This is a genomic window from Cellulomonas sp. PhB150 (genome assembly GCF_003755175.1).
Classification (GTDB): Bacteria; Actinomycetota; Actinomycetes; order Actinomycetales; family Cellulomonadaceae; genus Cellulomonas.
Window position 1 is genome coordinate 116,947 of record NZ_RKHX01000002.1, and the last position, 22,810, is coordinate 139,756.

Here is a 22,810-nt window from a genome sequence, read left to right on the forward strand (position 1 = left end):
TGGAGAACGACGTGGCGCCGGCGATCGCTGGTGCGGCGAGGCGGCGACGACGGGCAGATCATGCTCCTGACCATCGGGTTCGTGGTCGTCGCGCTGCTGCTCATCTCCGTCGTCGCGTCGGCTGCCGGCGTGCACCTCGAGCGCAAGCGACTGCTCGCGCTCGCGGACGTGATGGCCCTCGAGGCCGCCGACGCCGTGGACGACGACGCCTACTTCGCCCCCGGCGCCGGCCGCGGCGACCCCGGCACCGAGCCGGCAGCGATCTCGACGGCGACCGTCCGCGCCGCCGCCGCCGAGTACCTGGCCGACAATCCGGCAGCGACCGCCCGGTGGCGCGACTTCGGCTACACCGCCGCGGCCGTCGACGGCGGGGCGACCGCGCACGTCGAGCTCGCCGCGGTCGTGCGGCCGGTGATCATCTCCTGGGTGCTCGCTCCGTGGTCCGACGGCATCACGATCACCGCCGAGTCGGACGCGAGCGCCCGCTGAGCGATCCGCGTGACGCCCCCGGCGGCCCTGTGGCGGCCCCGTGGCACCCCCGTGGCCGGCGTCGCAGGTGCTGTCGCACGTGATGCAGCCGGGCCGTGTGTGCCGCGCACGTCGATGCCCGGTAGCCTGGACGGTCGTGGCCACCACCGACTTTCCCGCCGAGATCCGTGATCTGCGCAGCACCCTGGGCTCGATCCAGGCCGTGAGCGACCCGACCACGCTGAAGGCGAAGATCGCCGAGCTGTCCGAGCAGGCGTCGGTCCCCAACCTGTGGGACGACCCCGAGGCGGCCCAGAAGGTCACCAGCGCGCTGTCCCAGACACAGTCCGAGCTCGACCGCGTGAGCAAGCTCGGCGGCCGGATCGACGACCTCGAGACGCTCGTCGAGATGGCCGTCGAGATGGACGACGAGGACACGCTCAACGAGGCCGACGCCGAGCTGGTCAAGATCCGCAAGGACCTGGGCGAGCTCGAGGTCCGCACGCTGCTGGCCGGCGAGTACGACCAGCGCGAGGCGGTCGTCACGATCCGCTCGGGTGCCGGTGGCGTGGACGCCGCCGACTTCGCCGAGATGCTGCTGCGCATGTACCTGCGCTGGGCCGAGCGCCACAACTACCCGACCACCGTGCTGGACACCTCCTACGCGGAGGAGGCCGGGCTGAAGTCGGCCACCTTCGAGGTCAAGGCGCCGTACGCGTTCGGGCACCTGTCGGTCGAGGCCGGCACGCACCGCCTGGTGCGCATCTCGCCGTTCGACAACCAGGGCCGCCGCCAGACGTCGTTCGCCGCGGTCGAGGTCATCCCGCTGATCGAGCAGACCGACTCCGTCGAGATCCCCGAGTCGGAGATCAAGGTCGACGTCTTCCGCTCGTCCGGCCCGGGTGGGCAGTCGGTCAACACGACCGACTCCGCCGTGCGCATGACGCACATCCCGACCGGCATCGTCGTGTCGATGCAGAACGAGAAGTCGCAGATCCAGAACCGCGCCGCCGCCCTGCGCGTGCTCCAGTCCCGCCTGCTCCTGGTCCGCAAGGCCGAGGAGGACGCGAAGAAGAAGGAGATGGCCGGCGACATCAAGGCCAGCTGGGGCGACCAGATGCGCTCCTACGTGCTGCAGCCGTACCAGATGGTCAAGGACCTGCGCACCGAGCACGAGGTCGGCAACCCGTCCGCCGTGTTCGACGGGGACATCGACGACTTCATCGAGGCTGGCATCCGGTGGCGCAAGGAGCAGGAGATGGCGAACAGCTGACGTTCGTCACACCGCCGGCCGCCGCCCGCGAGCCCCAGCCGGCAGCACCTTCCCGCCGCGCGTCGCGGGGGGTTGTGTTCAGCGTTGATGCCGCTAGGTGCGATCAAGGCTGAACACAAGCGGCGGTGAACCTTCCCGCGGCTCCCCGGGTCGCAGGGGTCTCGCCCCGACGCCGGCCGCTGCCCGCGTCGCGCACTGATCCCCATGCGGCGCCGGGCCCCGCGTCCTCTCCTCGGCGCGCGGGCGCTTGTGTTCAGCGTTGATGCCGCTATGTGTGATCAAGGCTGAACACAAGGGTTCTGCAGCGAGGGGAGTGGCCCGGAGCGGTGGTCGACCGCGACGGGCGTCACCCGTTCGCGTGACTTCGGGCGCGCGGCACGGGACGGACCCCGCTCGAGCCATCGACGCCGCGAGCAGGTGGCCTCGGGGCCGCGAGCCACGCGCGGCCCGACGCTGCCCGCGCCGCCCGACGAGCCCTCGGCGCAGCCCCGCAGCCCGCCGAGCAGCGTGTTCGTGCCCCAGCCGCCGGGCTCAGGGCTTGCACAGGGTTTGTTGCGGCACCCAACATGAAGTGATTGCCGGGGGCATGTCGGACAACGGCCACCAGGGTCGAAGGTCCCAGGAAGGTCACGATTCGGCGACGGATCCGGTGTTCATGCTTGTGAGGACGCCGGGACGGACATATGTTGTGGCCCGCAACAATAGTCCGGCCGCTCTGATGCGCCGGCTGGAGACGGACGCGACGAGGCGTCGTCACGAGAGGGAGCACAATGCGACGGAGCATGATGCTGGGGATGGCCGCCATCACGGCGACCGGACTGCTGCTGGCTGGATGTAGCAGCGACGACTCGCCGGGCAGCGGCGAGAGCAGCGGGTCCACCGATGGTGGAGCCAAGCCGAAGGTCGGCGTGATCCTTCCGGACACGAAGTCCTCGGCCCGGTGGGAGACCGCCGACAAGAAGTACCTGACCGAGGCCTTCGAGGCCGCTGGTGTCGACTCCGACATCCAGAACGCCCAGGGCGACGCGACGCAGTTCCAGACGATCGCGGACCAGATGATCACGAGCGGCGTCAACGTCCTCATGATCGTCAACCTGGACTCCGGCTCGGGCAAGGCCGTCCTGGCCAAGGCCAAGCAGGCCGGCATCGCCACGATCGACTACGACCGCCTGACGCTGGGCGGCGGCGCGGACTTCTACGTGTCGTTCGACAACAACAAGGTCGGCCAGCTCCAGGGCGAGGGCCTGCAGAAGTGCCTCGACGACGCCGGCAAGACGAAGGCCAACATCGCCTTCCTCAACGGCTCGCCGACCGACAACAACGCCACGCTGTTCACGGCCGGCGCCAAGGAGGCGCTGAAGGCCAAGATCGACAGCAAGGACTACACGGTCGTCGCCGAGCAGGCCGTCGACAAGTGGGACAACCAGATCGCCGGCACGGTGTTCGAGCAGATGTACACCGACACCTCCGGCAAGATCGACGGCGTCTACGCCGCCAACGACGGTCTGGCCAACGCCACGATCGCCATCCTGAAGAAGAACGGCACCAACGGCATCCCGGTGACCGGTCAGGACGCGACGGACCAGGGCCTGCAGAACATCCTCGCGGGCGACCAGTGCATGACCGTCTACAAGGCCGTCAAGAAGGAGGCCGACGCGGCCTCCGCGCTGGCCGTGGCGCTCGCCAAGGGTGAGGACCCGTCCTCGCAGGCGACCGGCTCGGTCACCGACACCGAGACGAACCAGGAGGTCAAGGCGGTTCTTCTGGACCCGCAGGCCATCTACTTCGACAACGTGAAGGACGTCATCGCCGACGGCTACACCACCAAGGAGAACGTCTGCACCGCGGACCTCGCTGCCAAGTGCACCGAGGCCGGCATCTCCTGACGCTCCACCCCGGGGCGACCGCTCACCGGCGGTCACCACGGTGACGGCTGGGGCCGGTCCGCGACAGCGGCCGGCCCCAGCCTGGCGTCCGTCAAGGACGCCGCAACGGGTCGCAAGGACGCGACCTGCTCAGACCCGCGACGACGCGGGGTGACTCGATGTACGTGACGAGGTGGACGATGACACAAGCAGCGCATGCCGCACCCAACCAGGCGCCCCCGCCGATCCTCGAGGTCCGCGGAGGCCGCAAGAACTTCGGCGCTGTGCACGCCCTGCGGGGTGTCGATCTCGTGGCGCGAGCCGGCGAGGTGACCGCTCTCGTGGGCGACAACGGGGCCGGCAAGTCGACGATGATCAAGTGCATCGCCGGCATCTACGGCTTCGACGCCGGTGAGGTCCTGTTCCAGGGCGAGCCCGTGCACATCACGGACCCCGCCGAGGCCAACGACATGGGCATCGAGGTCGTCTACCAGGACCTGGCCTTGTGCGACAACCTCGACATCGTCCACAACATGTTCCTGGGCCGCGAGCTCAAGCGGGGCATCCAGCTCGACGAGCAGGCGATGGAGGCCCGTGCCGCGGAGGTGCTGGCCTCGCTGTCGGTGCGCACCGTGCGCTCGATCCGCCAGCACGTCGCCAGCCTCTCGGGCGGCCAGCGCCAGACGGTCGCCATCGCGCGCGCCGTGCTGTGGAACTCCAAGCTGGTCATCCTCGACGAGCCGACGGCCGCCCTCGGCGTCGCGCAGACCGAGCAGGTGCTGCAGCTGGTGCGCCGCCTGGCCGACGCCGGACTGGCCGTCGTCCTGGTCTCGCACAACATGAACGACGTCTTCGAGGTCGCCGACGCCATCAACGTGCTCTACCTGGGCCAGACGGCCGCGCAGGTCCGCACCAAGGACAGCTCGCGCTCCGAGGTCATCGAGCTCATCACGAGCGGATCGGCCAACGGCAACGCTGCCACCCCGGCGCTGAGCAAGACCACCCCCACGGCGAACGGGAGCAACCCGGCATGAGCACGTCCACCCGCCCCCCGGAGTCCGCGGCGCCCTCGCTGCTGGCCGGCTCCGTCGAGCAGCCCACGTTCGGTGAGGCCGTCTCCAACTACGTGCGCAAGGTGCGCGGCGGCGACATGGGCTCGCTGCCCGCGATCCTCGCGCTCGTCGTCCTCGCGCTCGCCTTCTACGCGCTGCGGCCCGAGAAGTTCTTCTCGGCGCTCAACATCGCCAACCTGTTCCAGCAGGGCGCGACCGTCACCGTCATCGCGATGGGCCTCGTGTTCGTCCTGCTGATCGGCGAGATCGACCTGTCCGCCGGCGTCACGTCGGGCGTGTGCGGCGCGACCCTCGCCATCGCGCTGACCAAGTGGGACTGGCCCTGGTACGGCGCGGTCGCGGCGGCGCTCGTCGTCGGTGTCGTGATCGGCACACTGCTGGGCACCTTGGTCGCGCGAGTCGGCATCCCGTCGTTCGTCACGACCCTGGCGGCGTTCCTGGCCTTCCAGGGCGTCGTCCTGCTGATGATCGGCACGGGCGGCAACATCTCGATCACGGACAACGTGATCATCGCGATCGAGAACAAGAACCTGCCGCCGTGGCTCGGCTGGGCGATCGGTGCCCTCGCGGTCATCGCCTACGCCGGCGCGAGCCTCTACGGCTGGTCGCAGCGACGCGCACGCGGTCTGCTCGCGGCCCCGCTCGGTGTCATCGTCGCGAAGATCGCCGCCGTCGCGATCGCGGTGCTCGGGCTCGTCGCCGTGCTCAACCAGGAGCGCAGCGTCAACCCCGTCCGCTCGATCATGGGCGTGCCGATCGTCATCCCGCTGATCGCGGTGCTCGCCCTGATCCTGGGCTTCATCCTCACGCGCACCGCGTTCGGCCGGCACATCTACGCGGTCGGTGGCAACGCCGAGGCGACGCGTCGCGCGGGCATCAACGTCCCCGCAGTGCGCACGGTCTGCTTCATGATCTGCTCGACGATGGCGGCCTTCGCCGGCATCATCGCCGTCTCGCGCGCTACGTCGGTCGACCCCAACGCGGGTGGCTCCAACGTGCTGCTCTACGCGGTCGGCGCGGCGGTCATCGGTGGCACGTCGCTCTTCGGTGGCAAGGGCCGCATCATCGACGCCCTCATCGGTGGCGCTGTCATCGCCGTCATCGACAACGGCATGGGGCTGCTCGGTTACTCGTCCGGCGTCAAGTACGTTGTCACCGGCGGTGTGCTCGTCGCAGCTGCGGCCGTCGACGCGATCTCGCGCCGCCGGGCACGAGCCACCGGACGTCTCTGATCACAGCGCTGACAACGGGGGTGGAGTAGGTGCGGCTCGGCGCAGGTCCGCAGGTCAGACCTGCCGATGCGTCCGCGCAGGACGACGTCCGGCGGGCCAACCTGTCCGCCGTGCTGCGCCTGCTCCACTTCCACGGTCCGGCCACGCGCTCGGACCTGGTCGCCTCCACCGGTTTCAACCGCTCGACCGTCGGGTCGCTCACCTCCGAGCTCACCAAGCTCGGGCTCGTGCGTGAGCGGCCCGGCGTCGTCGGCGGCAAGGGCCGCCCGTCCAACGTCGTCGAGCCCCTGAGCACGGGCGCTCACGTGCTGGCGTTCGACGTCACGCCCTCGAGCGTGGGCGCGGCCCGCGTGGGGCTCGGGGGCTACATGCTGCAGGTCCGACGACGGCTGCACAGCACGTCCCCGCACGACGTGCCGGCCGTCGTCCAGCTCATCGCCACGCTGGCCACCGAGATGCAGGCGCGCGCCGCCGCCGGGTCGGTCTGCCTGGGCATCGTCGTGTCCGTCATGGGCAGCGTCCGGCAGCCCGACGGCCTGGTCCGCCGCTCTCCTCCGCTCGGCTGGTACGAGGTCCCGCTCGCGGACCTGTTGCGCGAGGCCACGGGCCACAAGTACCCGGTCGCGGTCGGCAACGACGGCGACCTCGGCGTCGTCGCCGAGTACCTGCGCGGTGCCGCCCGCGGCTCGCAGGACGTCCTCTACGTCCGCGGCGAGGTCGGCGTCGGTGGCGGCGTCGTCGTCGACGGCGAGCTCCTCAAGGGCGCCGGCGGCTACGCCGGCGAGGTCGGCCACATCGTCGTCAAGCCCGGCGGCCGCGTCTGCTCGTGCGGAGCCCGCGGGTGCTGGGAGGCCGAGGTCGGCGACGGCGCCATCATCCGGTCCGTCGGGCGCGACCCGCGCGAGTCCGAGATCGAGGACGTGCTCAGCGACGTCGCGATCGGCAACCGCCGCTCCATCGCCGGCGTCCGCAAGACGGGGGAGTGGGTGGGCCTCGGCCTGGCCAGCCTCGTGAACATCTTCAACCCGCGCATCGTCGTGCTCGGTGGGACGCTCGGTGCGCTCTACCCGACGATGGAGCCCACGCTGGCCGCCAGCTACGCGCGTGCGCTCGGCCCCATGCGGGAGCAGGCGATGCTGGTCCGCTCCGAGCTCGGGTCCGACGCGCAGCTCGTCGGCGCCGCCGAGGTCGCGTTCGCCGACGTCCTCGAGGACCCCGCGGGCACCCTCGACGACCGCACGCGGCAGGCCGACGAGCACGAGGATCACCCCCTGCGCGTGCTGCACCAGGCGGGGTAAACAGGGCATATCGCCCGGTCGCAGCGCCGGAGGCGTACTCACAGGTAGGCATCGGCGTGTCACCGCCCGGTCGCACAACGGGCGGTGCCTACCCTCGACGAGGCCAGCAGTACCTCCGCCTGTCCCCGAACCTGGCCCCGCGAGCATCGTGATCCGTTTTGAGAATGTCACCAAGGTCTACGCGCGCGGCGCCCGACCGGCGCTCGACCGCGTGTCCATGGACGTCGAGCGCGGCGAGTTCGTGTTCCTCGTGGGCTCGTCGGGCTCCGGCAAGTCGACCTTCCTGCGCCTCGTGCTCCGCGAGGAGCGCGCGTCGGCCGGCAAGGTCTTCGTCGCGGGCAAGGAGCTCGGCACGCTGTCGAGCTGGAAGGTGCCGCAGCTGCGCCGCCAGATCGGTGCGGTGTTCCAGGACTTCCGCCTGCTGCCGAACAAGACGGTCTTCGAGAACGTCGCGTTCGCGCTGCAGGTGATCGGCAAGCCGCGTCACCACATCCTCACGACGGTCCCGGACACGCTCGAGATGGTCGGCCTGGCCGGCAAGGAGAAGCGGCGCCCGCACGAGCTGTCCGGTGGCGAGCAGCAGCGCGTGGCCATCGCGCGCGCGTTCGTCAACCGCCCGCCGATCCTGCTGTGCGACGAGCCCACGGGAAACCTCGACCCGACCACCTCCCTGGGGATCATGCGCCTGCTCGACCGCATCAACCGCACCGGCACCACCGTGGTCATGGCCACGCACGACGACGAGATCGTCGACCAGATGCGCAAGCGCGTCGTGGAGCTCAGCACGGGCAGCATGGTCCGCGACCAGTCGCGCGGCGTGTACGGGTCGGACCGCTGATGCGCCTGCAGTTCATCCTGTCCGAGATCGGCATCGGGCTTCGTCGCAACCTGTCGATGACCATCTCGGTCATCCTCGTCACCTTCGTCTCCCTGACCTTCGTCGGGAGCGCGGCCCTGCTGCAGATGCAGATCGGCAAGATGAAGGACGACTGGTACGACAAGGTCGAGGTCTCCGTCTTCCTGTGCCCCGCGAACTCCTCGGAGAAGACCTGCGCGGGCGGTGAGGTCACCGACGAGCAGAAGCAGGAGATCCGCGACGCGCTCGAGGCCCCCGAGGTCAAGCCGTACATCGAGAAGATCTACTTCGAGACCAAGGAACAGGCCTTCAAGTCGTTCCAGCGTCAGTTCAAGGACCAGTTCTGGGCGTCGGCGACCACGCCGGCGGACATGAACTCCTCGTTCCGCATCAAGCTGACCGACCCCGAGCAGTACCAGGTGGTCTCCGAGGTCGTCTCCGGCAGGCAGGGCGTCGAGGCCGTCGAGGACCAGCGCCGCCTGTTCGACCGGCTGTTCCTGGTGCTCGACCGCGCGACGCTGCTCGCCGGTGGCCTGGCCGCGGTCATGCTAGTGGCGGCGGTCCTGCTCATCACGACGACGATCCGCCTGTCCGCCCTCTCGCGACGCCGCGAGACCGGCATCATGCGGCTCGTCGGCGCCTCCACGATGTTCATCCAGCTGCCGTTCATGCTCGAGGGGGCGATCGCCGCGACCATCGGCTCGCTGCTTGCCGTGGGCGGGCTGTGGCTGGGGGTCGAGTACCTCATCACGGACTGGCTCGGCACGTCCGTGGGCTGGATCCCGTACGTGAGCACGTCCGACGTGATGACGGTCGCGCCCTTCCTGGTCGCGGCGGCGATCCTGCTCGCCGCGATCTCCTCCCTGGTCACGCTCAGTCGCTACACGAAGGTGTGAGCATGCGTCGTCGTCCTCTGCGTCTCGTCGCGGCCCTCGCCGTCGGCGCGGTCGCCGCCACCCTGACCTTCGGTGCCGTCGCCTCGCCGGCCGCGGGCGACTCGATCGACGACAAGCGCGCGGCCGCCGAGAAGGAGAAGAAGCAGAACGCGGCGGAGCGCGAGGCCGCCGAGGACACGATGGAGGGCGTCAACGCCAAGATCCAGGAGACGTCCGACCGGCTGCTCGAGATCCAGGGGCAGATCCCGGACGCGCAGGTGAAGCTCGACGAGGCCAACGCGGTGCGGGACAAGGCGCAGCGCGAGGCGAAGCTCGTCGCGGACCGCCTGCAGGACGCCAAGGACCAGAAGGTCACGCTCGGCGAGACGATCACCAAGGACACGGACGACGCGACCAAGACGCGCGCAGCGATCGGCCAGATGGCCCGCGAGGCGTACCGCACCGGGGGAGCCGTCTCGGGCGTCGAGGTCATCCTCGACTCGACCAGCACCGACGACTTCATCGAGCGCTACGGCCTGATGACCACCGCGCTGCGCACGCAGGCGCAGGTGCTCGACGACCTCAAGACCTCCGAGGCGACCAACAAGAGCGCGCACGTGCGCCTCGAGGCCGTCGAGGGCCGCATCACCGAGCTCAACGACCAGGCGCAGGACAAGCTCGCCGAGGCCAAGACCGCGGCGACCAAGGCCGAGGCGGCCCGCAAGGCGCTCGACAACCTCGTCGCGGAGCAGAAGAGCAAGCAGGTCTCGCTCGAGTCCCAGCGCGCCGCGGTGCTGGCGGAGATCGCGCAGGCCGACGCCGAGGCCAAGCAGATCCAGAAGGAGATCAACGCGCTCAAGTCGCAGGCGAAGGCGCGTGACGCCGAGCTCAAGCGCAAGCGCGAGGAGGCGGCCCGCAAGGCTGCGGCCGAGGCGGCGAAGAACGGCGGCAAGCCCGCGATCAAGCCCGGTCACTCGTCGTCCAAGCCGCTGGGCGGCGCCCTGTTCAGCAACCCGACGAGCGTCAACCCGATCCACGTGACGTCCGAGTACGGGATGCGGTTCCACCCGATCCTGCACTACACGCGTCTGCACGCCGGGATCGACCTGCGCACCTACTGCAACACCAAGGTGTACGCCGGCCGCGACGGCATCGTCATGTGGTCCAAGTTCCGGTTCGGCTTCGGCAACCAGGTGATGATCGACAGCGGCACGGTCAACGGCAACTCCCTGGCGGAGAGCTACAACCACCTGACGCGCGGCGTGGTCCACTCCGGCCAGTACGTCGAGCGCGGCGAGCTCATCGGCTACTCGGGCAACACCGGGACGTCGGCCGCGTGCCACCTGCACTTCGAGGTGTACGTCAACGGCTCGACCGTGAACCCGCGCCCGCTGCTGGGTCTGTAGATTTCCGCTCGTCGTACCCCCGGGTGGCCCAGGTAGGCTCGTCCGTCGGCAGTCAGACGAAACAAGGGACGACGATCATGCCCAAGGAGACGGGCCGCAAGGTCATTGCCTCCAACCGCAAGGCCCGGCACGACTACACCATCGAGGACGTGTTCGAGGCGGGCATCGTGCTGTCCGGGACCGAGGTCAAGGCCCTGCGGATGGGCCGGGCGTCGCTGATCGACGGCTTCTGCGAGATCGACGGCCACGAGATCTGGATGCTCGGCGTCCACATCCCCGAGTACTCCCAGGGCAGCTGGACCAACCACGGCCCGCGTCGCAAGCGCAAGCTGCTGCTGCACCGCGACGAGATCGACCGCCTGGAGTCCAAGACGCGCGAGAAGGGGCAGACGATCGTGCCCCTGTCGCTGTACTTCCTGGACGGCCGCGCCAAGGTCGAGATCGCCCTCGCGCGAGGCAAGCGGGAGTACGACAAGCGCCAGGCGCTGCGCGAGCGGCAGGACAACCTGGAGGCCGTGAAGGCGATCCGGGAGAAGCGGGATCGCTGACCTCTAGACAGCCGCTATATCTAGGCTTTACCTTTCGCGTATCCGCTGTTGGGGTGAGCGAGGGGGAACGATGAGAAGCGTTGCTGTCGCAGTCGCCGGGTTGTTCGTCGGGCTGGTGCCCGTCCTTGCTGCGGGTCCCGCCGCGGCCGACGGGGACCAGCAGATCACTCACTACGCCGAGTCCGTCCAGCTCGACTCGGACGGCACCGCGCACGTCGCGATCGACCTGTCGTTGGACTTCGCCGACACGCCGGGTCACGGCCCCTACCTGACGGTCCCCGTGCGGGAGGCGACCGACGACGGGCGCACCCGGGTCTACACCGTGGCCGACGTGTCCGCGTCCTCGCCGAGCAACGCGCCCGCGGACGTCGACGTGCAGGACGACGGCACCACGGTGGAGATCCGGATCGGCGACCCGTCGATCGGCGACATCGACGGGGTGCAGCAGTACCACGTCGAGTACACCCTGCTCGGGCTGATCAACACCGACGCGACGACCGGCGACGGCGACCAGCTGTACTGGGACCCGATCGGGCCGGACTGGGAGCTGCCGCTGTCCGACGTGACGGTGTCGGTGGCGGGGCCGTCCGGTGCGGAGCGGGCGGAGTGCTACGCCGGGGAGGTCGGGTCGACAGACTCGTGCTCGTCGTCGGGCGTGACGTCGGACGGCGCGGTGTTCGCGCAGGACGCGTTGTCGCCCGGTGAGGCGCTGACCGTCGTTGCGGGGTGGCCGGCGGGGACGTTCCCCGGGGCGACGGCCATGTTCGACGACGAGCCCGACAGCTCCAGCGACGACGCCTGGGCCGAGGAGGGGCTCCCCGAGGGGCCGCTCGAGCTCGACGAGAACGGGAACCCGCCGTCGTTCGTCCAGGGGCCCGACGGCTCGTGGAGCGAGGTGGGCGCCGACAGGTCCGCCTCGAACGGCGGCGCGGCGTTCGGTGGGCTGATCGGGATCGGCATCCTCGGGGTGGTCATCACGATCATCGTGATCGTCGTGAAGTCCGCGTCGGGCCCGTCCGGTCCGCCGGCCGTCGTCGAGTCGCTCGCCGCGCGCGGCTACCTGCGGATGGACCCGGTCGCTCCTTCGGGTGCGGGCGGGCGGGCCAACTGGATGCTCACGCCGTTGATGCCGATGGACTCCCGCATGAGCGCGCGGGAGCGCGCCTGGTACAACGCCATGTTCTTCGGCGGGATGGTGCCCGTGTACTGGTCGCACGTGCGGCCGCCGGTGTTCCACTCGACGGGGACGTCGGTGTTCAGCTCCGGGTCCGGGGCTGGGGGCGGCGGCGGGTTCGGCGGCGACGGCGGTGCCGGGGGCGGCGCGGGCGGCGGGGGAGGTGGGTCCTGGTGAGCGGGCTGCCGGGGGTCGGAGGTCTCGCCGTGGTGCTGGCGATCGTCGCTGTCGTCCTGGTCGCTGTTCGCGCCTCGTCCGGGTCGGCGCGGCCCGGATCTCGGCGCGATCGGTTCGGGGCCGGGGACGGCGGTGAGGGGTACGGCGGCTTCGGGTACGACGACGGTGGCAGCGGGGATGCCGGGCACGGTCACTCCGGCCACAGCGGGCACGGTCACTCCGGCCACAGCGGGCACGGGCACTCCGGGCACGGCGGCTTCGGGGATGGCGGCTTCGGCGACGGGGGCGGTGGCGGCGGCGACGGGGGAGGGGGCGGGGGCGGCGACTGACGCGCCGCGGTCGCCCTAGCTGCCGAGGATGTCCGCGAGGTCGAAGCGGATCGGCTCCTCGAGCTGGTCGTAGGTGCAGCTGGCCGCGTCGCGGTCGGTGCGCCAGCGGCGGAACTGGGTGGTGTGCCGGAAGCGGTCGCCCTCCATGTGGTCGTAGGCGACCTCGACGACCAGTTCCGGCTTGAGGGGGACGAACGAGAGGTCCTTGCCGGCGTTCCAGCGGCTGACGCTGCCGGGCATCCGCTTGCCCTCGTGCGCCGACTGGTCGGCCCACTGCCCCCACGGGTGGTCCTCGATCTCGGTGCGCAGCGGCGCGAGCTCCTCGACCAGGCTCGCGCGCCGGGCCATCGGGAAGCTCGCGACGACGCCCACGTGCTGCAGCCGCCCGTCGTCGGTGTAGAGCCCGAGCAGCAGGGAGCCGACGATGTCGCCGCTCTTGTGCCACCGGTACCCGGCGACCACGCAGTCCGCCGTCCGCTCGTGCTTGATCTTGAACATGGCGCGCTTGTCGGGCTGATAGGTCCCGTCGACGGGCTTGGCGACGACGCCGTCGAGCCCCGCACCCTCGAACTGGGTGAACCACTGCTGGGCCACCGCGAGGTCGCTCGTCGCGGGGGTCACGTGGACGGGGGCCTTGGCGTTCTTGAGGGCGGCCTCGAGCCGTCGTCGGCGCTCCGCGAAGGGGGTCTGCGTGAGGTCCTCGTCGTCCAGCGCCAGCACGTCGAACGCGACGAACGACGCGGGCGTCTGCTCGGAGAGCAGCTTCACGCGGCTCGCGGCCGGGTGGATGCGCTGCTGGAGGGCCTCGAAGTCGAGCCGGTCGCCCGTGACGATGATGATCTCGCCGTCGAGCACGCACCGCTCCGGTGTGTTGGCCTTGATCGACTCGACCAGCTCGGGGAAGTACCGCGTCATCGGCTTCTCGTTGCGGCTGCCGAGCTCCACCTCGTCGCCGTCGCGGAACACGATGGTCCGGAACCCGTCCCACTTGGGCTCCACGTGCCCCACGTCGGGGATCTCCTTGACGGACTTGGCGAGCATCGGCGCGACGGGCGGCATCACGGGCAGGTCCATGCCGCCATCCTGCACCTGATCACCCACAGGAAGCCCACGGGTTCACCTCAGGGCTTTGCCGGGTACGCCCGGTTGTGTGTTCCTTGACGGCGCCACCGGGGCGCCGACGAGGAGGCCGGGACGATGGACGAGCAGCGCGAACCCACGAAGCCCACCGACGAGGCGACGGTCGGGCGGCCGTCACCTTCGCAGGGTGCCGCAGCACCTTCGTCGGACGATTCCTTCGTGCCGGAGGGCGGCATGCTCGCGCCGCTCCTGGCCTCCTCGCCTCCCATCGTCCCGGAGGCCGCCGCGATCCCGGCCGACGAGCCGCGCGAGCTGGCCCTGGCGGGTGCCTCCTCATCCGGCCGAGGCCGGCTGCAGCGTGGTGCGGCGTTCGGCGCGGCGCTCGTCGTCGGCGCTGCCTTCGGTGCGGGTGGGGTTGCTGCGCTGGAGCGGCCGTCGTCGACACCCTCGTCGGCCGAGTCGGACCCGGTCGCTCCCACCTTCACTCCTGCCGAGGTGCAGCAGGCGCCGGCGTGGCCGGGCGTCTCCACGGTCTCGGCCTCGGGCGTCGTGACCGTGACCGCGCTGACGGAGGACGCGAACGGCCAGGTCAGCGCCGCGGCCGCCGGCACCGCGATGATCCTCACCTCCGACGGCGTCGCGCTGACCAACAACCACGTGATCGAGGGTGCGTCGGCGATCCAGGTCACGGACCCCTCGTCTGGGCAGTCGTGGACCGCGACCGTCGTCGCGACCGACACCCGCGCGGACGTCGCCGTCCTGCAGCTCGCCGACGCGTCCGACCTGGCCACCGTGACCCTGGACGACGACACCGGCGCGGCGGTCGGTGACGACGTGACGGCCGTCGGCAACGCGGAGGGCGGGGGAACCCTGGTCGCCGCGTCCGGCTCGGTCGTCGCGCTCGACCAGACGGTCACGACCTCCACGGAGTCGGTCTCCGGCCTGCTCGCGTTCTCCTCGCCGGTCGTCGAGGGCGACTCGGGCGGCCCGGTGTTCGACGACGAGGGGGAGGTGGTCGGCATGACCACGGCGATGGCGACCGACGGGCGGTACACGGTGGCGTACGCGATCACGATCGAAGACGCGCTGGTCGTGGCTCGCGAGCTCGACCCGTCGCTGTCCGTCGGCGCGGCGGTCTGACGGGAATGAGGGTGCCCGGCTCGACGTTGGACGGGTAGGCTGGACAGCGGTCCCTCGGGGCCGGCTTGAAAACTGAACATGGGGGTGATCGGTTTCGACGGTGATCGTCGAGCCAGGAGAAGCGGGTCGAGGATGCACGGTTATCTCGTAAACGATCCGTGCAAACCAATAGGTGCCGATTCCAAGCGCACCGACTTCGCACTCGCCGCCTGAGCGAGTCTTCGAAGTCCGTTGGCCTGAGTACGCTCTCGACTCAGTAACCAGCGTCATCTAGAGAGCCACTGCTGGTCGTCATCGTCAGTGTGACGGCCGGGACTCTTAGCTGACTGAGCCCGTCCATCTTCCTGTCTGCGGGGAGATGGGGGCCGAGAAAATCATCAGCAGACTGCACCCGGAGAAGTCCTGGTTTCTCGTCATCGGACGCGGGTTCGATTCCCGCCACCTCCACCGTTCTGACCTGCGGAAACGCATGGTCATGTTGACAGGAAGTAGCCTCTCGTTGACGCGGGGGGCTACTTTCGTGTCTATGGCATCCATTCGGGAGCGGGTACGGGCCGACGGGACGCCGTCGTTCGCGGTGCTGTGGCGCGACCCGGACACCAAGCGGCAGAGCTCGCTGACGTACGACGAGGAAAACGACGCCCGGGTCGCGAAGCACCTCCTTGAGGTGACCGGTGGGCACACCGACGAGGCGGCGCGGATCGCCGACGCCGTCCGGCACCACGGGCCGTCCGTTGTCGAGGCCGTCGCGGAGCACATCGACCTGCTGACCGCCGTGGGCCCGGATAACCGCGCGAGCTATCGGACGCACCTTCGCCGACACATCGCGCCGACGCTCGGGTCGTATCCCGTCGCCGTAATCTCCTACCGGCACGTCGCAGGGTGGATTCGCTCCATGAGTGACAGCGGTCTGTCGCCCAAGACCATCGCGAGCATCCACGGACTGCTCTCTGCGTCGATGTCGACAGCCGTGCGACTTGGGTACCGAACGGACAACCCTTGCGTCGGCGTGCAGCTACGCAAGTCGCAGCTCACGCAGGTCGAGATGACGGTGCTGACTCGCGGCGAGTTCGCGCTGCTCCTGTCGCATGTCCAACCGCTCTACCAACCGCTGGTGCTGTTGCTCGTTGCGACCGGCCTCCGATGGGGCGAAGCAACTGCATTGACCCCTGGTGACTCGATCTATTCGCCGAACTGCCCACGCTCCGCGTCACGAAGGCGTGGAAGCGCGACGGTGATCGTCATTGGTATGTCGGCCCACCGAAGACCAAGCGAGCGCGTCGGACGGTTTCACTTCCGGACGAACTCGTCGACGTACTCATGCCGTTGGCCGCGTGAAAGCCTTCAGACGCACTCCTTTTTACCAACACAGTGGGCCAACAGATTTCGTCGTCGCGCTTTTGGACTACGACTTGGACACCCGCGCTCGACGCGGCGACCCACCCAAGGCGTGCCGACGGCACGCCGGACCCGGACGCTCCGCGACTTAGGCGACGCCCACGAGTGCACGACCTGCGGCACACGCACCCGTCGTGGATGATCGCGGCTGGCACGGACTTGTTCGTCCTGCAGCGCCGACTAGGTCATGAGTCCATCACCACTACAACGGAGACGTACGCCCACCTGTTGCCGGACCAGCAGGTCGCCGCCGCGGCGGCGGCAGGACGTGCGCTAGGCGGCCTCAGCCTTGCCCCACGGACTTACTAACCCTTACAGGACTTCGGGCCATCGGCCCGAATGACGAGCGCAAGCATCGATCCGCTGGATGGCGAGCGCACTGAGCGGTGCTACGACTACTGCGGGACGCCGAGAATTCAGGACGGCACGTGCTGGGCGAGCGGCTCGACGACGCGTGACGGCCCAGGGCGCGCTCGACCGTTCCGAGGTCGACCGGGTGTTCGGAGAGGAGCGGATCAATGTCGGTGAGTCGGCTGTTGGGATGGCGATGGCGCAGCGCACCGGTTTCGAGAACGTCGGCGTGCATCGGCTCGAGCTAGAACTCAGGGAGCTGGTGCGGTCGATACTGCCCCCGTCGAGCGCGCTGCGCCATGGCGCGACCTGTCCCCTGCATCTGATCGTCTGATCGACCCTCTTGCCGACGCAGGCGGGATCAGGATTTCGTCCTTGCTCGCTCCGTCGTCGAGTTGCGCCGAATTGAGGTCGCCAGTGTTCTGCGGTCGCACTGCTCTAGCCCATGCCGTGGGTGCCTTCATCCTCTGCCCCGACAGTTAAGGACATGGTGGCGTTGCGGAGGCGCATCTCGCCCCTTTTGTCGAGAATCAAGCCGAAGGGGTCGCGGAACCTAGTGATCGTCGGAGTCTCGCCCAGCGTGTCCGTGACGCGGTAAATGAAATACCGATCGCGGTGGACACCGGCCAGGACGATCTCGTTGTAGGAGATCACGAAGGCATCTCTCGGATCGGAACTGGTCGTTGACTTGACCTCGATATAGATGACCTGGCCACCTTCGACGCTCGAGATGTCGTATGGCGCCAGCTCGTTGTGCTCCGACTCCCACTTCACCTGCGCTGGGTCGAGCCCAGCCTCGACGAGCCGCTCCCGCTCCTTTTGGTAGGCGAGCCGCTCACCATGCTTGCCGACATCCCGATTGCGCTGGTTCTCCGCGGCTGTCGGCGCCGACGAGGCTCCGCCGCCACCGTAACCGCCGGTACTTGGCTTGGATGGCACCGGGGAGACGATCGCTCCTGGCTTAGCGTCGATCATTTCGACCTTGGACACGTCGACTGCCGGAGGAGCGAGCGGGATGACGACAATCGGCTCGGGCGGTTCGGAAGTGACTGGAGGCGTCGGGGTCGCTTGGCCTACGGCGCCCGGTCCCGGTGCAGGGGTGGAGACGGTGGTGCCCGTGGCTGAGTTCGCAGCGGGCGCTACAGGCAGGTCGAACCCCGGTGATGTTGGAAGTAGACGATTGAGGATCCCTGTCTGCTCCTCATCGAGTTCTTCGGGCAGGTCCAACCGACGTCGAGCGTCGGCCACATCGACTGGCTCAACCGAGTGCTGGGCAAGCATGCTGTCGCGGTTCTCACCGGTGGTCGTGAAGATCATGGCGATGGCATCCGACAACGTCGGCACGCCGAGGAACTCCGCAAGTTGGCTTGAGAAGGCGTGCCAATCGGGCTGAGGCCTAATTCCCGGCTCGAGGCGGAGATAAGCGGTGCCGATTCGACGGTTGACACTCCCCACGCGCTGGACACGGGTATCTATGAAGCACGGCGCAGCCGGACGAGGGATCTCGATCTCGCCCCGCTTGTAGCGCAGCGCCAACTCCTCGCAGACGACGACCTCGAGCCAGCGCAGGGCCCGTTCGGCTCGTTCGTCGGAACCTGGATGCTCAGCCCTGATCAGCGCCAGGGTGTGCGGCTTGCGAGCGTCGATCCGTTCGCGGACCCATCGATCCGGCTCGCTGCCGCGCTGGTAGTCACCGATGACGGCATCTGGGATGGTGTCGACGGCCTCATCAAGGTCGACGAGTGTCAGGTAATTCGCCAGCCGACTTGGCTGATTGTCGGCTACGAGGACCGGCTCGCGCTCCTCCCATGCTTCGCGCATCAGGCGGTCGACGGCGTAGGCCGGCTGCGCCACGAACGCCTTGACGCCGTGCTCGGACGTAAGTAGTCGCACGGTCTCTGGTGCGGAGTGTGGCTGGCTATCGCGGTGCAGGTTGTCGTTGATCCTGCGCTGTACCCACCGGGCGGCGTAGGCAATCTCGTTGCTCACTTCGCCGACTTCATCTGCGTCGATGGACAGGCGACCGAGAAGAGTGAGGAGGTCGTCGATGCGCGGCCGAGCAACATCGGTCAGCCCGAGGTCGGCCGCGAGCATCGTGCCGCCCTTGAGTTGGCGTAGATCGTCGGAAATGAGCGGCAGATGGACGCGGATACCTCGTGGTGTGTCGGGAGCCTCGTACCAGGCATCCTGAGGCACTGAGAGCTCGTCCGCGTCGCCACGCCTGACTGGGACCCAGGCGCGCGAGCGCAGGGTGTACGCCAAAAGGGAGTCAGTTGTTCGGTCCCGCGGACCGGCGTGACTTACGCTCGCAATGCAGTGAAACGTCGCAGTCATGGCGGGCTTGTAGAGGTCCCAGTGCAGGGCCAACTGCCGCCAGAGGGTCATCAGCCGACGCCAGTCCTTGGAGTCGAGGATCTCCGGAAGACGGTCGAGGCGGTACGACTTGTTGAGCCGTTGAGATGCCGAATGCCCCATCTGGCAGCCGCCAGCCAATTCCTGCGTTCTCGGTTGGCTCCACCACTGCGAGAACGCCGGATCGCGGCTATGCGGATGGGTCCATCCAGTGTGGTTGCTGGTTTCGCTGTCTATGCGCGGATGCCCAACTACGCCGAGCATCTCGTAGAAACCGACCGCCTCTTCCTTCTGGTCTGCGTCCTGGGGTGGCTCGACGTCGAGGAACTCAGCCTGGCTGAACGGCCCGTACAGCACTTCGAGGTCGGTCGACTCGGTCCAGGAGGAGCCAAAGTACAAGTCGCCGCTCCGCCGCAGCTGCTCCCGCTGCGCACCGTCTGAGCTTCGGGCTGGGAGCAGCACGTCGGCTAGCACCGCTGGTACAGCTTCACCGACGCGCTGCTGGTTGTAGGCCTCGAGGCTGGCCAGTGCCTGGCGCCGGAGCCCGTCGTCCGCGTCCGGATCCCGAAGCACATGCATGAGGTAGTTCTCGATGATCGTGCGCCACTGGAACGGCTTGACTCCCAGCGCTTCGAGGAACTTGTCCAGGTCGTGCGAGTCGTCCGGCAGAACAGCGATCGGGACCGGGATGCCTTCTGGGATAGAAGCTTCGCCTCGGCTCCGCGGCAAGAAGACCGGGGTCTGGCCCGGTGCTAGCCACTCGCCGTGTGCGGTCGGTACACAACGAACTTTCGCGAGTGCCCTCGTGAACACGTCGCCCATCGCTTCGCGGCAGGCTAGGAGGAATTTGTAGTAGTCGGTCAGCTCGTCCGGCTCGACTGCGTGCAGGTGTGAGACGAACTCATCGGCACTGAGCTCAGCATCCTTTGCCAAGCCCTTGATCAGGTGGCGTACTGCCCGCACCCCCTCCAGGTCTGGCCGCAGCATCGTGTTGGGGTCGATGTCGACGAAGCGGTGCGCAGCCGCGGCATCCGGGATGGCCGAAGGCAGCATGCGGAGTGCGGCGGGCGATCGGAGTGTGCCGCCGGCGGTCGGGATGAACGCCGACCGAGCCAGCGCACCGATCCACCTCTCGCGAAGCCCGCTACCTGCCCCCGGGGAGACAAGTGTATTGAGTCCCGGCGTCAGGAAATGGACGGCTGGGCGACTGAACTCGAACCGCTTCACCAGATCGATGGCGTACGTGTCGGCCACGAAGTTCGCGACCTCGTCGAGGATGGCGTCGTTGAGCAGCCTTGCTTCTGGCGTGTCTGCGACGTGCTTGCGGTCGAGAGTCAGCACCCACTCGGCATGGATCGATGCCCTCAGACCCGCGAAGGCCTCCGTCGGGAAGTAGACGCTCAGCGGATAGGGCATCTCGGTCTTCGGTTGCCCAGCCTCGTCCAGTGGCACCCCAATTGACACTTGGATCGCTTCGACGTCGATCCAGCCCTCGCCCAGAGGCTCGAGCAGCTCGCGTGCAGGCGAGAAGCGATGCCGGTAGATGAGCCACTGTTCGAACTGGTTGCCGTACTCAAGCAAGGCGCTCCAAGCGACTCCGTCACGTTGATGGACGATCGTGGCGACGAAGTCCCCGCTCGTGCCGTGCAGTTCGATCGTCTGGATACTCGGTAGGAAGAGCAGCAGGCTTGGGAAGAGATGCTCCAGGAGGTGTCCTTCGACGGTCTCCCGCGCCATCTTCTCGGTGAGCGGCAGTCGGATGACCGTCGTATAGCCCTCGCCCCGGAGTCGCTGGATCTCATCGGCATCTTCGCCGAGGTCGCCGGCCGACAGAGGAAAGGGGAAGGCGTAGACCGGGAACCGCTGGCTACCTGGCAGGGCACCGAGGATTCTTTCTACCTCCTCGCGCACCCGTTCGCCATCGAACTGGAACTCGCCGCCCGTGGAGACGATCTGCGGACGAGCCGTGATCTCGCCTACGGACATGAAGCCAAGGCCCTTGTGCCCGATCGCCGTGCCAGGACCTTTCGATGAGTCACCGAGTGAGCAGATCGAGCGGATCTGGCGATCGCCGAATCCAGCGCCGTTGTCCGCCACGATGAGTGCGGAATCGGTCAGCAGGAAGTATGCGCTGCGTCCCTCATCGAGGCTGCTCTCCTTGGTGGCGTCGTTGGCGTTCTGGAGCAGCTCAAACGGGTAGCGCCCCGAGTACTGCTGGCGGATGAGCTCCTGCGCCTTACCTCGCTCGCTGAGCTGCTTGCGCGCATGGTCGGGGTTGCCATCGCGCACGGCACTTCGGATCGACTGCAGCTCAGCAGCCCGAAGGTGCTCGGTTGTGTCCACTCCGGATCTCCACCTGTCGTTAGCAAACGGGTGCAACTACCCACCGATGCTCAGTCCACGGGAGGCGACGACGGCCAGGCGATGTTCGCTGGGGCCGGCCCTCAGTGGCTTCACCACCGGATGAATCTGGCACGCATCGAGATGTGCGCGGCCCGAGGGACCGGCACGAGTGGGTGCCTATTGTTCTGCCGCGAGCAACTCCGCCCAGGTTGGGTTCTTCTGACCAGGTACTGGGACCTTCGAGCTGCACCTTGTGCACACCATCAAAGTCCGGCCCTTGATGTCGCGTTCCTCAAGGGTCTTGAAGTCTCGATCGACACGGCACACGGTGCATGGTCGGTGGGTGTACTTCGGCCGCGCCATGGTCGAGAGGCTATCGAAGGGCCCGTCAGGAAGGCATCCGTTGGCCGAGCGCACTGGGTGAAGTCGCCCGAGGCTGCGAGGCTGCGAGGGTGCGCTGCAGCGGCGCGTGGCGCCGCGCTGCTGTCAGCCCGCGGGACGGATGTGATGGGCGGGCTCCGGGATCGATGGGCGCTCGTCCATCCGGACCCAACTCACAAACCGGTCGGGCACGAGGTGTCACCTATCCGTGCGGCAGTCCAATCCGCGGCCGATCGCGGTCCGAGTCCGGAAGAATGTGAGCCATGCTGCTGCGTTTGATCTCCTGGGCGGGCGTGTCTGCCGTGATGATGCTTGTTGGCACCATCATTCAGGCGCGAGCCTCTCTCCGAGAACTGGGCGAGCGGGATCCGCTGGTCCGATCGGCCACCTTTACGAGCGACCTGCGCGCCGACATTCCGTGGTGGCGCCCGAGGAAGCGGGCCGCCCACCAGAAGCTCGTAAGGGAGTTGCTGCGAGAGAGTCCGGATGAGAGTGCTGCATACCGGCGAACGCTGTCCGCCATCAGAGGCTGGTCGATCCTGGCAACAGCTGCACTCGTTGCCTTGGTGGGCATCGTCATTGGCGAGTAGCTCCACCGCCCGTGAGGCTTGAATCGGGCGGTCGCGCCTGCTCTGTCGGCACCAGCGTCAGCGTCATCGTCATCACCTTGTCTATCGGGTCGTGCAAGGGAGCCCAATAGACAAGGGCCGGCGGCCCTGCTGCGCCACAGTCACCCGGCGCGATCTGGGGTTGGTTCAACGACTCCGACGACTGCTACTGGCGCAGGGCCGAGCAACCCCCGCCCCCGACGGACACGATCTGGGCGGGTCACTACCCGGACGGCGCCATCTACTCGGTGGCGTGTGCCCCGACACACGGAACAGGCCCCGGCGGGTGGGTGTGGGCCCCGACCGATCCTCCGGGCTACGGCGGCACGGGCGTGACGCCGCAGCAGCTCGCGCAGCAAGCGATTGCGCGGATACAGCTGAGCGGGCCATCGATCCGCATGACGATCGAAGGCAGCGAGATGGGCATCGTCGGGTCCCGGTCTGGCTGTGGACCGAAGTCGGCCCGACGACGTGGGGGCCCAATTCGGCCACAGCATCGTTGCCGGGCCTTGCCGTCACGGCGACGGCAAAGGCGCAGCAGATCGTGTGGGACATGGGAGACGGGAACTCGGAGACTTGCCGA

Annotated in this window: 18 protein-coding genes and 1 other RNA gene; 17 read left to right on the top strand and 2 right to left on the bottom strand. The window is 68.4% G+C overall.

The genetic code is table 11. The features are described from left to right. Nucleotides 1-60: 60 nt before the first annotated feature. The 12 genes from EDF34_RS07940 to EDF34_RS07995 all read left to right on the top strand — a co-directional run bounded on the left by EDF34_RS07940 (nucleotide 61) and on the right by EDF34_RS07995 (nucleotide 12,574). On the top strand, nucleotides 61-489 hold the full coding sequence (locus EDF34_RS07940; RefSeq protein WP_123371259.1) for a hypothetical protein: 429 nt from the start codon (nucleotides 61-63) through the stop codon (nucleotides 487-489). A 136-nt stretch (nucleotides 490-625) separates the two neighbouring features. Then, nucleotides 626-1,741, top strand: a complete 1,116-nt coding sequence (prfB, locus tag EDF34_RS07945; RefSeq protein WP_123370842.1) for a peptide chain release factor 2 — start codon at nucleotides 626-628, stop codon at nucleotides 1,739-1,741. A 794-nt stretch (nucleotides 1,742-2,535) separates the two neighbouring features. Further along, nucleotides 2,536-3,627, top strand: coding sequence for a sugar ABC transporter substrate-binding protein (locus EDF34_RS07950; RefSeq protein WP_233575269.1), 1,092 nt, complete (start codon nucleotides 2,536-2,538; stop codon nucleotides 3,625-3,627). A 179-nt stretch (nucleotides 3,628-3,806) separates the two neighbouring features. Next, on the top strand, nucleotides 3,807-4,640 hold the full coding sequence (locus EDF34_RS07955) for an ATP-binding cassette domain-containing protein (protein WP_123371260.1): 834 nt from the start codon (nucleotides 3,807-3,809) through the stop codon (nucleotides 4,638-4,640). Next, on the top strand, nucleotides 4,637-5,911 hold the full coding sequence (locus EDF34_RS07960) for a sugar ABC transporter permease (protein WP_123370844.1): 1,275 nt from the start codon (nucleotides 4,637-4,639) through the stop codon (nucleotides 5,909-5,911). The genes EDF34_RS07955 and EDF34_RS07960 overlap by 4 nt, the downstream gene beginning before the upstream one ends. A 29-nt stretch (nucleotides 5,912-5,940) precedes the next feature. Beyond that, complete coding sequence (locus tag EDF34_RS07965) at nucleotides 5,941-7,209, top strand: ROK family transcriptional regulator (protein WP_123370845.1); 1,269 nt, start codon at nucleotides 5,941-5,943, stop codon at nucleotides 7,207-7,209. A 148-nt stretch (nucleotides 7,210-7,357) separates the two neighbouring features. Next, nucleotides 7,358-8,047: a cell division ATP-binding protein FtsE gene (ftsE, locus tag EDF34_RS07970; RefSeq protein WP_123370846.1), complete on the top strand. Its 690-nt coding sequence runs from the start codon at nucleotides 7,358-7,360 to the stop codon at nucleotides 8,045-8,047. Beyond that, a complete protein-coding gene (ftsX, locus tag EDF34_RS07975) occupies nucleotides 8,047-8,961 on the top strand; it encodes a permease-like cell division protein FtsX (protein ID WP_123370847.1) in 915 nt (304 codons plus the stop codon). The genes ftsE and ftsX overlap by 1 nt, the downstream gene beginning before the upstream one ends. A 2-nt stretch (nucleotides 8,962-8,963) precedes the next feature. Next, nucleotides 8,964-10,346, top strand: a complete 1,383-nt coding sequence (locus tag EDF34_RS07980) for a peptidoglycan DD-metalloendopeptidase family protein (protein WP_123370848.1) — start codon at nucleotides 8,964-8,966, stop codon at nucleotides 10,344-10,346. A gap of 77 nt (nucleotides 10,347-10,423) precedes the next feature. Further along, nucleotides 10,424-10,894 (top strand): SsrA-binding protein SmpB, encoded by a 471-nt coding sequence (gene smpB / locus EDF34_RS07985; protein ID WP_123370849.1) that lies wholly within the window; start codon nucleotides 10,424-10,426, stop codon nucleotides 10,892-10,894. Nucleotides 10,895-10,964: 70 nt separating this feature from the next. Next, nucleotides 10,965-12,245, top strand: coding sequence for a DUF2207 domain-containing protein (locus tag EDF34_RS07990; protein WP_123370850.1), 1,281 nt, complete (start codon nucleotides 10,965-10,967; stop codon nucleotides 12,243-12,245). Further along, nucleotides 12,242-12,574 carry a hypothetical protein gene (locus tag EDF34_RS07995; RefSeq protein WP_123370851.1) on the top strand — a complete coding sequence of 111 codons (333 nt, stop codon included), beginning with the start codon at nucleotides 12,242-12,244 and terminating at the stop codon, nucleotides 12,572-12,574. Before EDF34_RS07990 ends, EDF34_RS07995 begins: the two co-directional genes overlap by 4 nt. A gap of 15 nt (nucleotides 12,575-12,589) precedes the next feature. On the opposite strand, the gene EDF34_RS08000 is transcribed toward EDF34_RS07995, so the two are convergent. Continuing rightward, nucleotides 12,590-13,648: an ATP-dependent DNA ligase gene (locus EDF34_RS08000; protein ID WP_123370852.1), complete on the bottom strand. Its 1,059-nt coding sequence runs from the start codon at nucleotides 13,646-13,648 to the stop codon at nucleotides 12,590-12,592. Between the two features lie 225 nt (nucleotides 13,649-13,873). On the opposite strand from EDF34_RS08000, the gene EDF34_RS08005 reads away from it, so the two are divergent. From EDF34_RS08005 to EDF34_RS08020, 4 genes are all read left to right on the top strand, one after another. Then, nucleotides 13,874-14,794 carry a S1C family serine protease gene (locus tag EDF34_RS08005; RefSeq protein WP_158615065.1) on the top strand — a complete coding sequence of 307 codons (921 nt, stop codon included), beginning with the start codon at nucleotides 13,874-13,876 and terminating at the stop codon, nucleotides 14,792-14,794. Nucleotides 14,795-14,874: 80 nt separating this feature from the next. Next, nucleotides 14,875-15,244, top strand: a transfer-messenger RNA (tmRNA) gene (gene ssrA, locus EDF34_RS08010). Nucleotides 15,245-16,165: 921 nt separating this feature from the next. Then, nucleotides 16,166-16,501, top strand: coding sequence for a tyrosine-type recombinase/integrase (locus EDF34_RS18015; protein ID WP_123370854.1), 336 nt, complete (start codon nucleotides 16,166-16,168; stop codon nucleotides 16,499-16,501). Between the two features lie 145 nt (nucleotides 16,502-16,646). Then, nucleotides 16,647-16,877, top strand: a complete 231-nt coding sequence (locus EDF34_RS08020) for a hypothetical protein (RefSeq protein ID WP_123370855.1) — start codon at nucleotides 16,647-16,649, stop codon at nucleotides 16,875-16,877. Between the two features lie 104 nt (nucleotides 16,878-16,981). On the opposite strand, the gene EDF34_RS08025 is transcribed toward EDF34_RS08020, so the two are convergent. Continuing rightward, nucleotides 16,982-21,238, bottom strand: a complete 4,257-nt coding sequence (locus EDF34_RS08025; RefSeq protein WP_123370856.1) for a DUF3883 domain-containing protein — start codon at nucleotides 21,236-21,238, stop codon at nucleotides 16,982-16,984. 644 nt (nucleotides 21,239-21,882) lie between these two features. Here EDF34_RS08025 and EDF34_RS08030 point away from each other — a divergent pair. Next, nucleotides 21,883-22,209, top strand: a complete 327-nt coding sequence (locus tag EDF34_RS08030; protein WP_123370857.1) for a hypothetical protein — start codon at nucleotides 21,883-21,885, stop codon at nucleotides 22,207-22,209. Nucleotides 22,210-22,810: the final 601 nt, after the last annotated feature.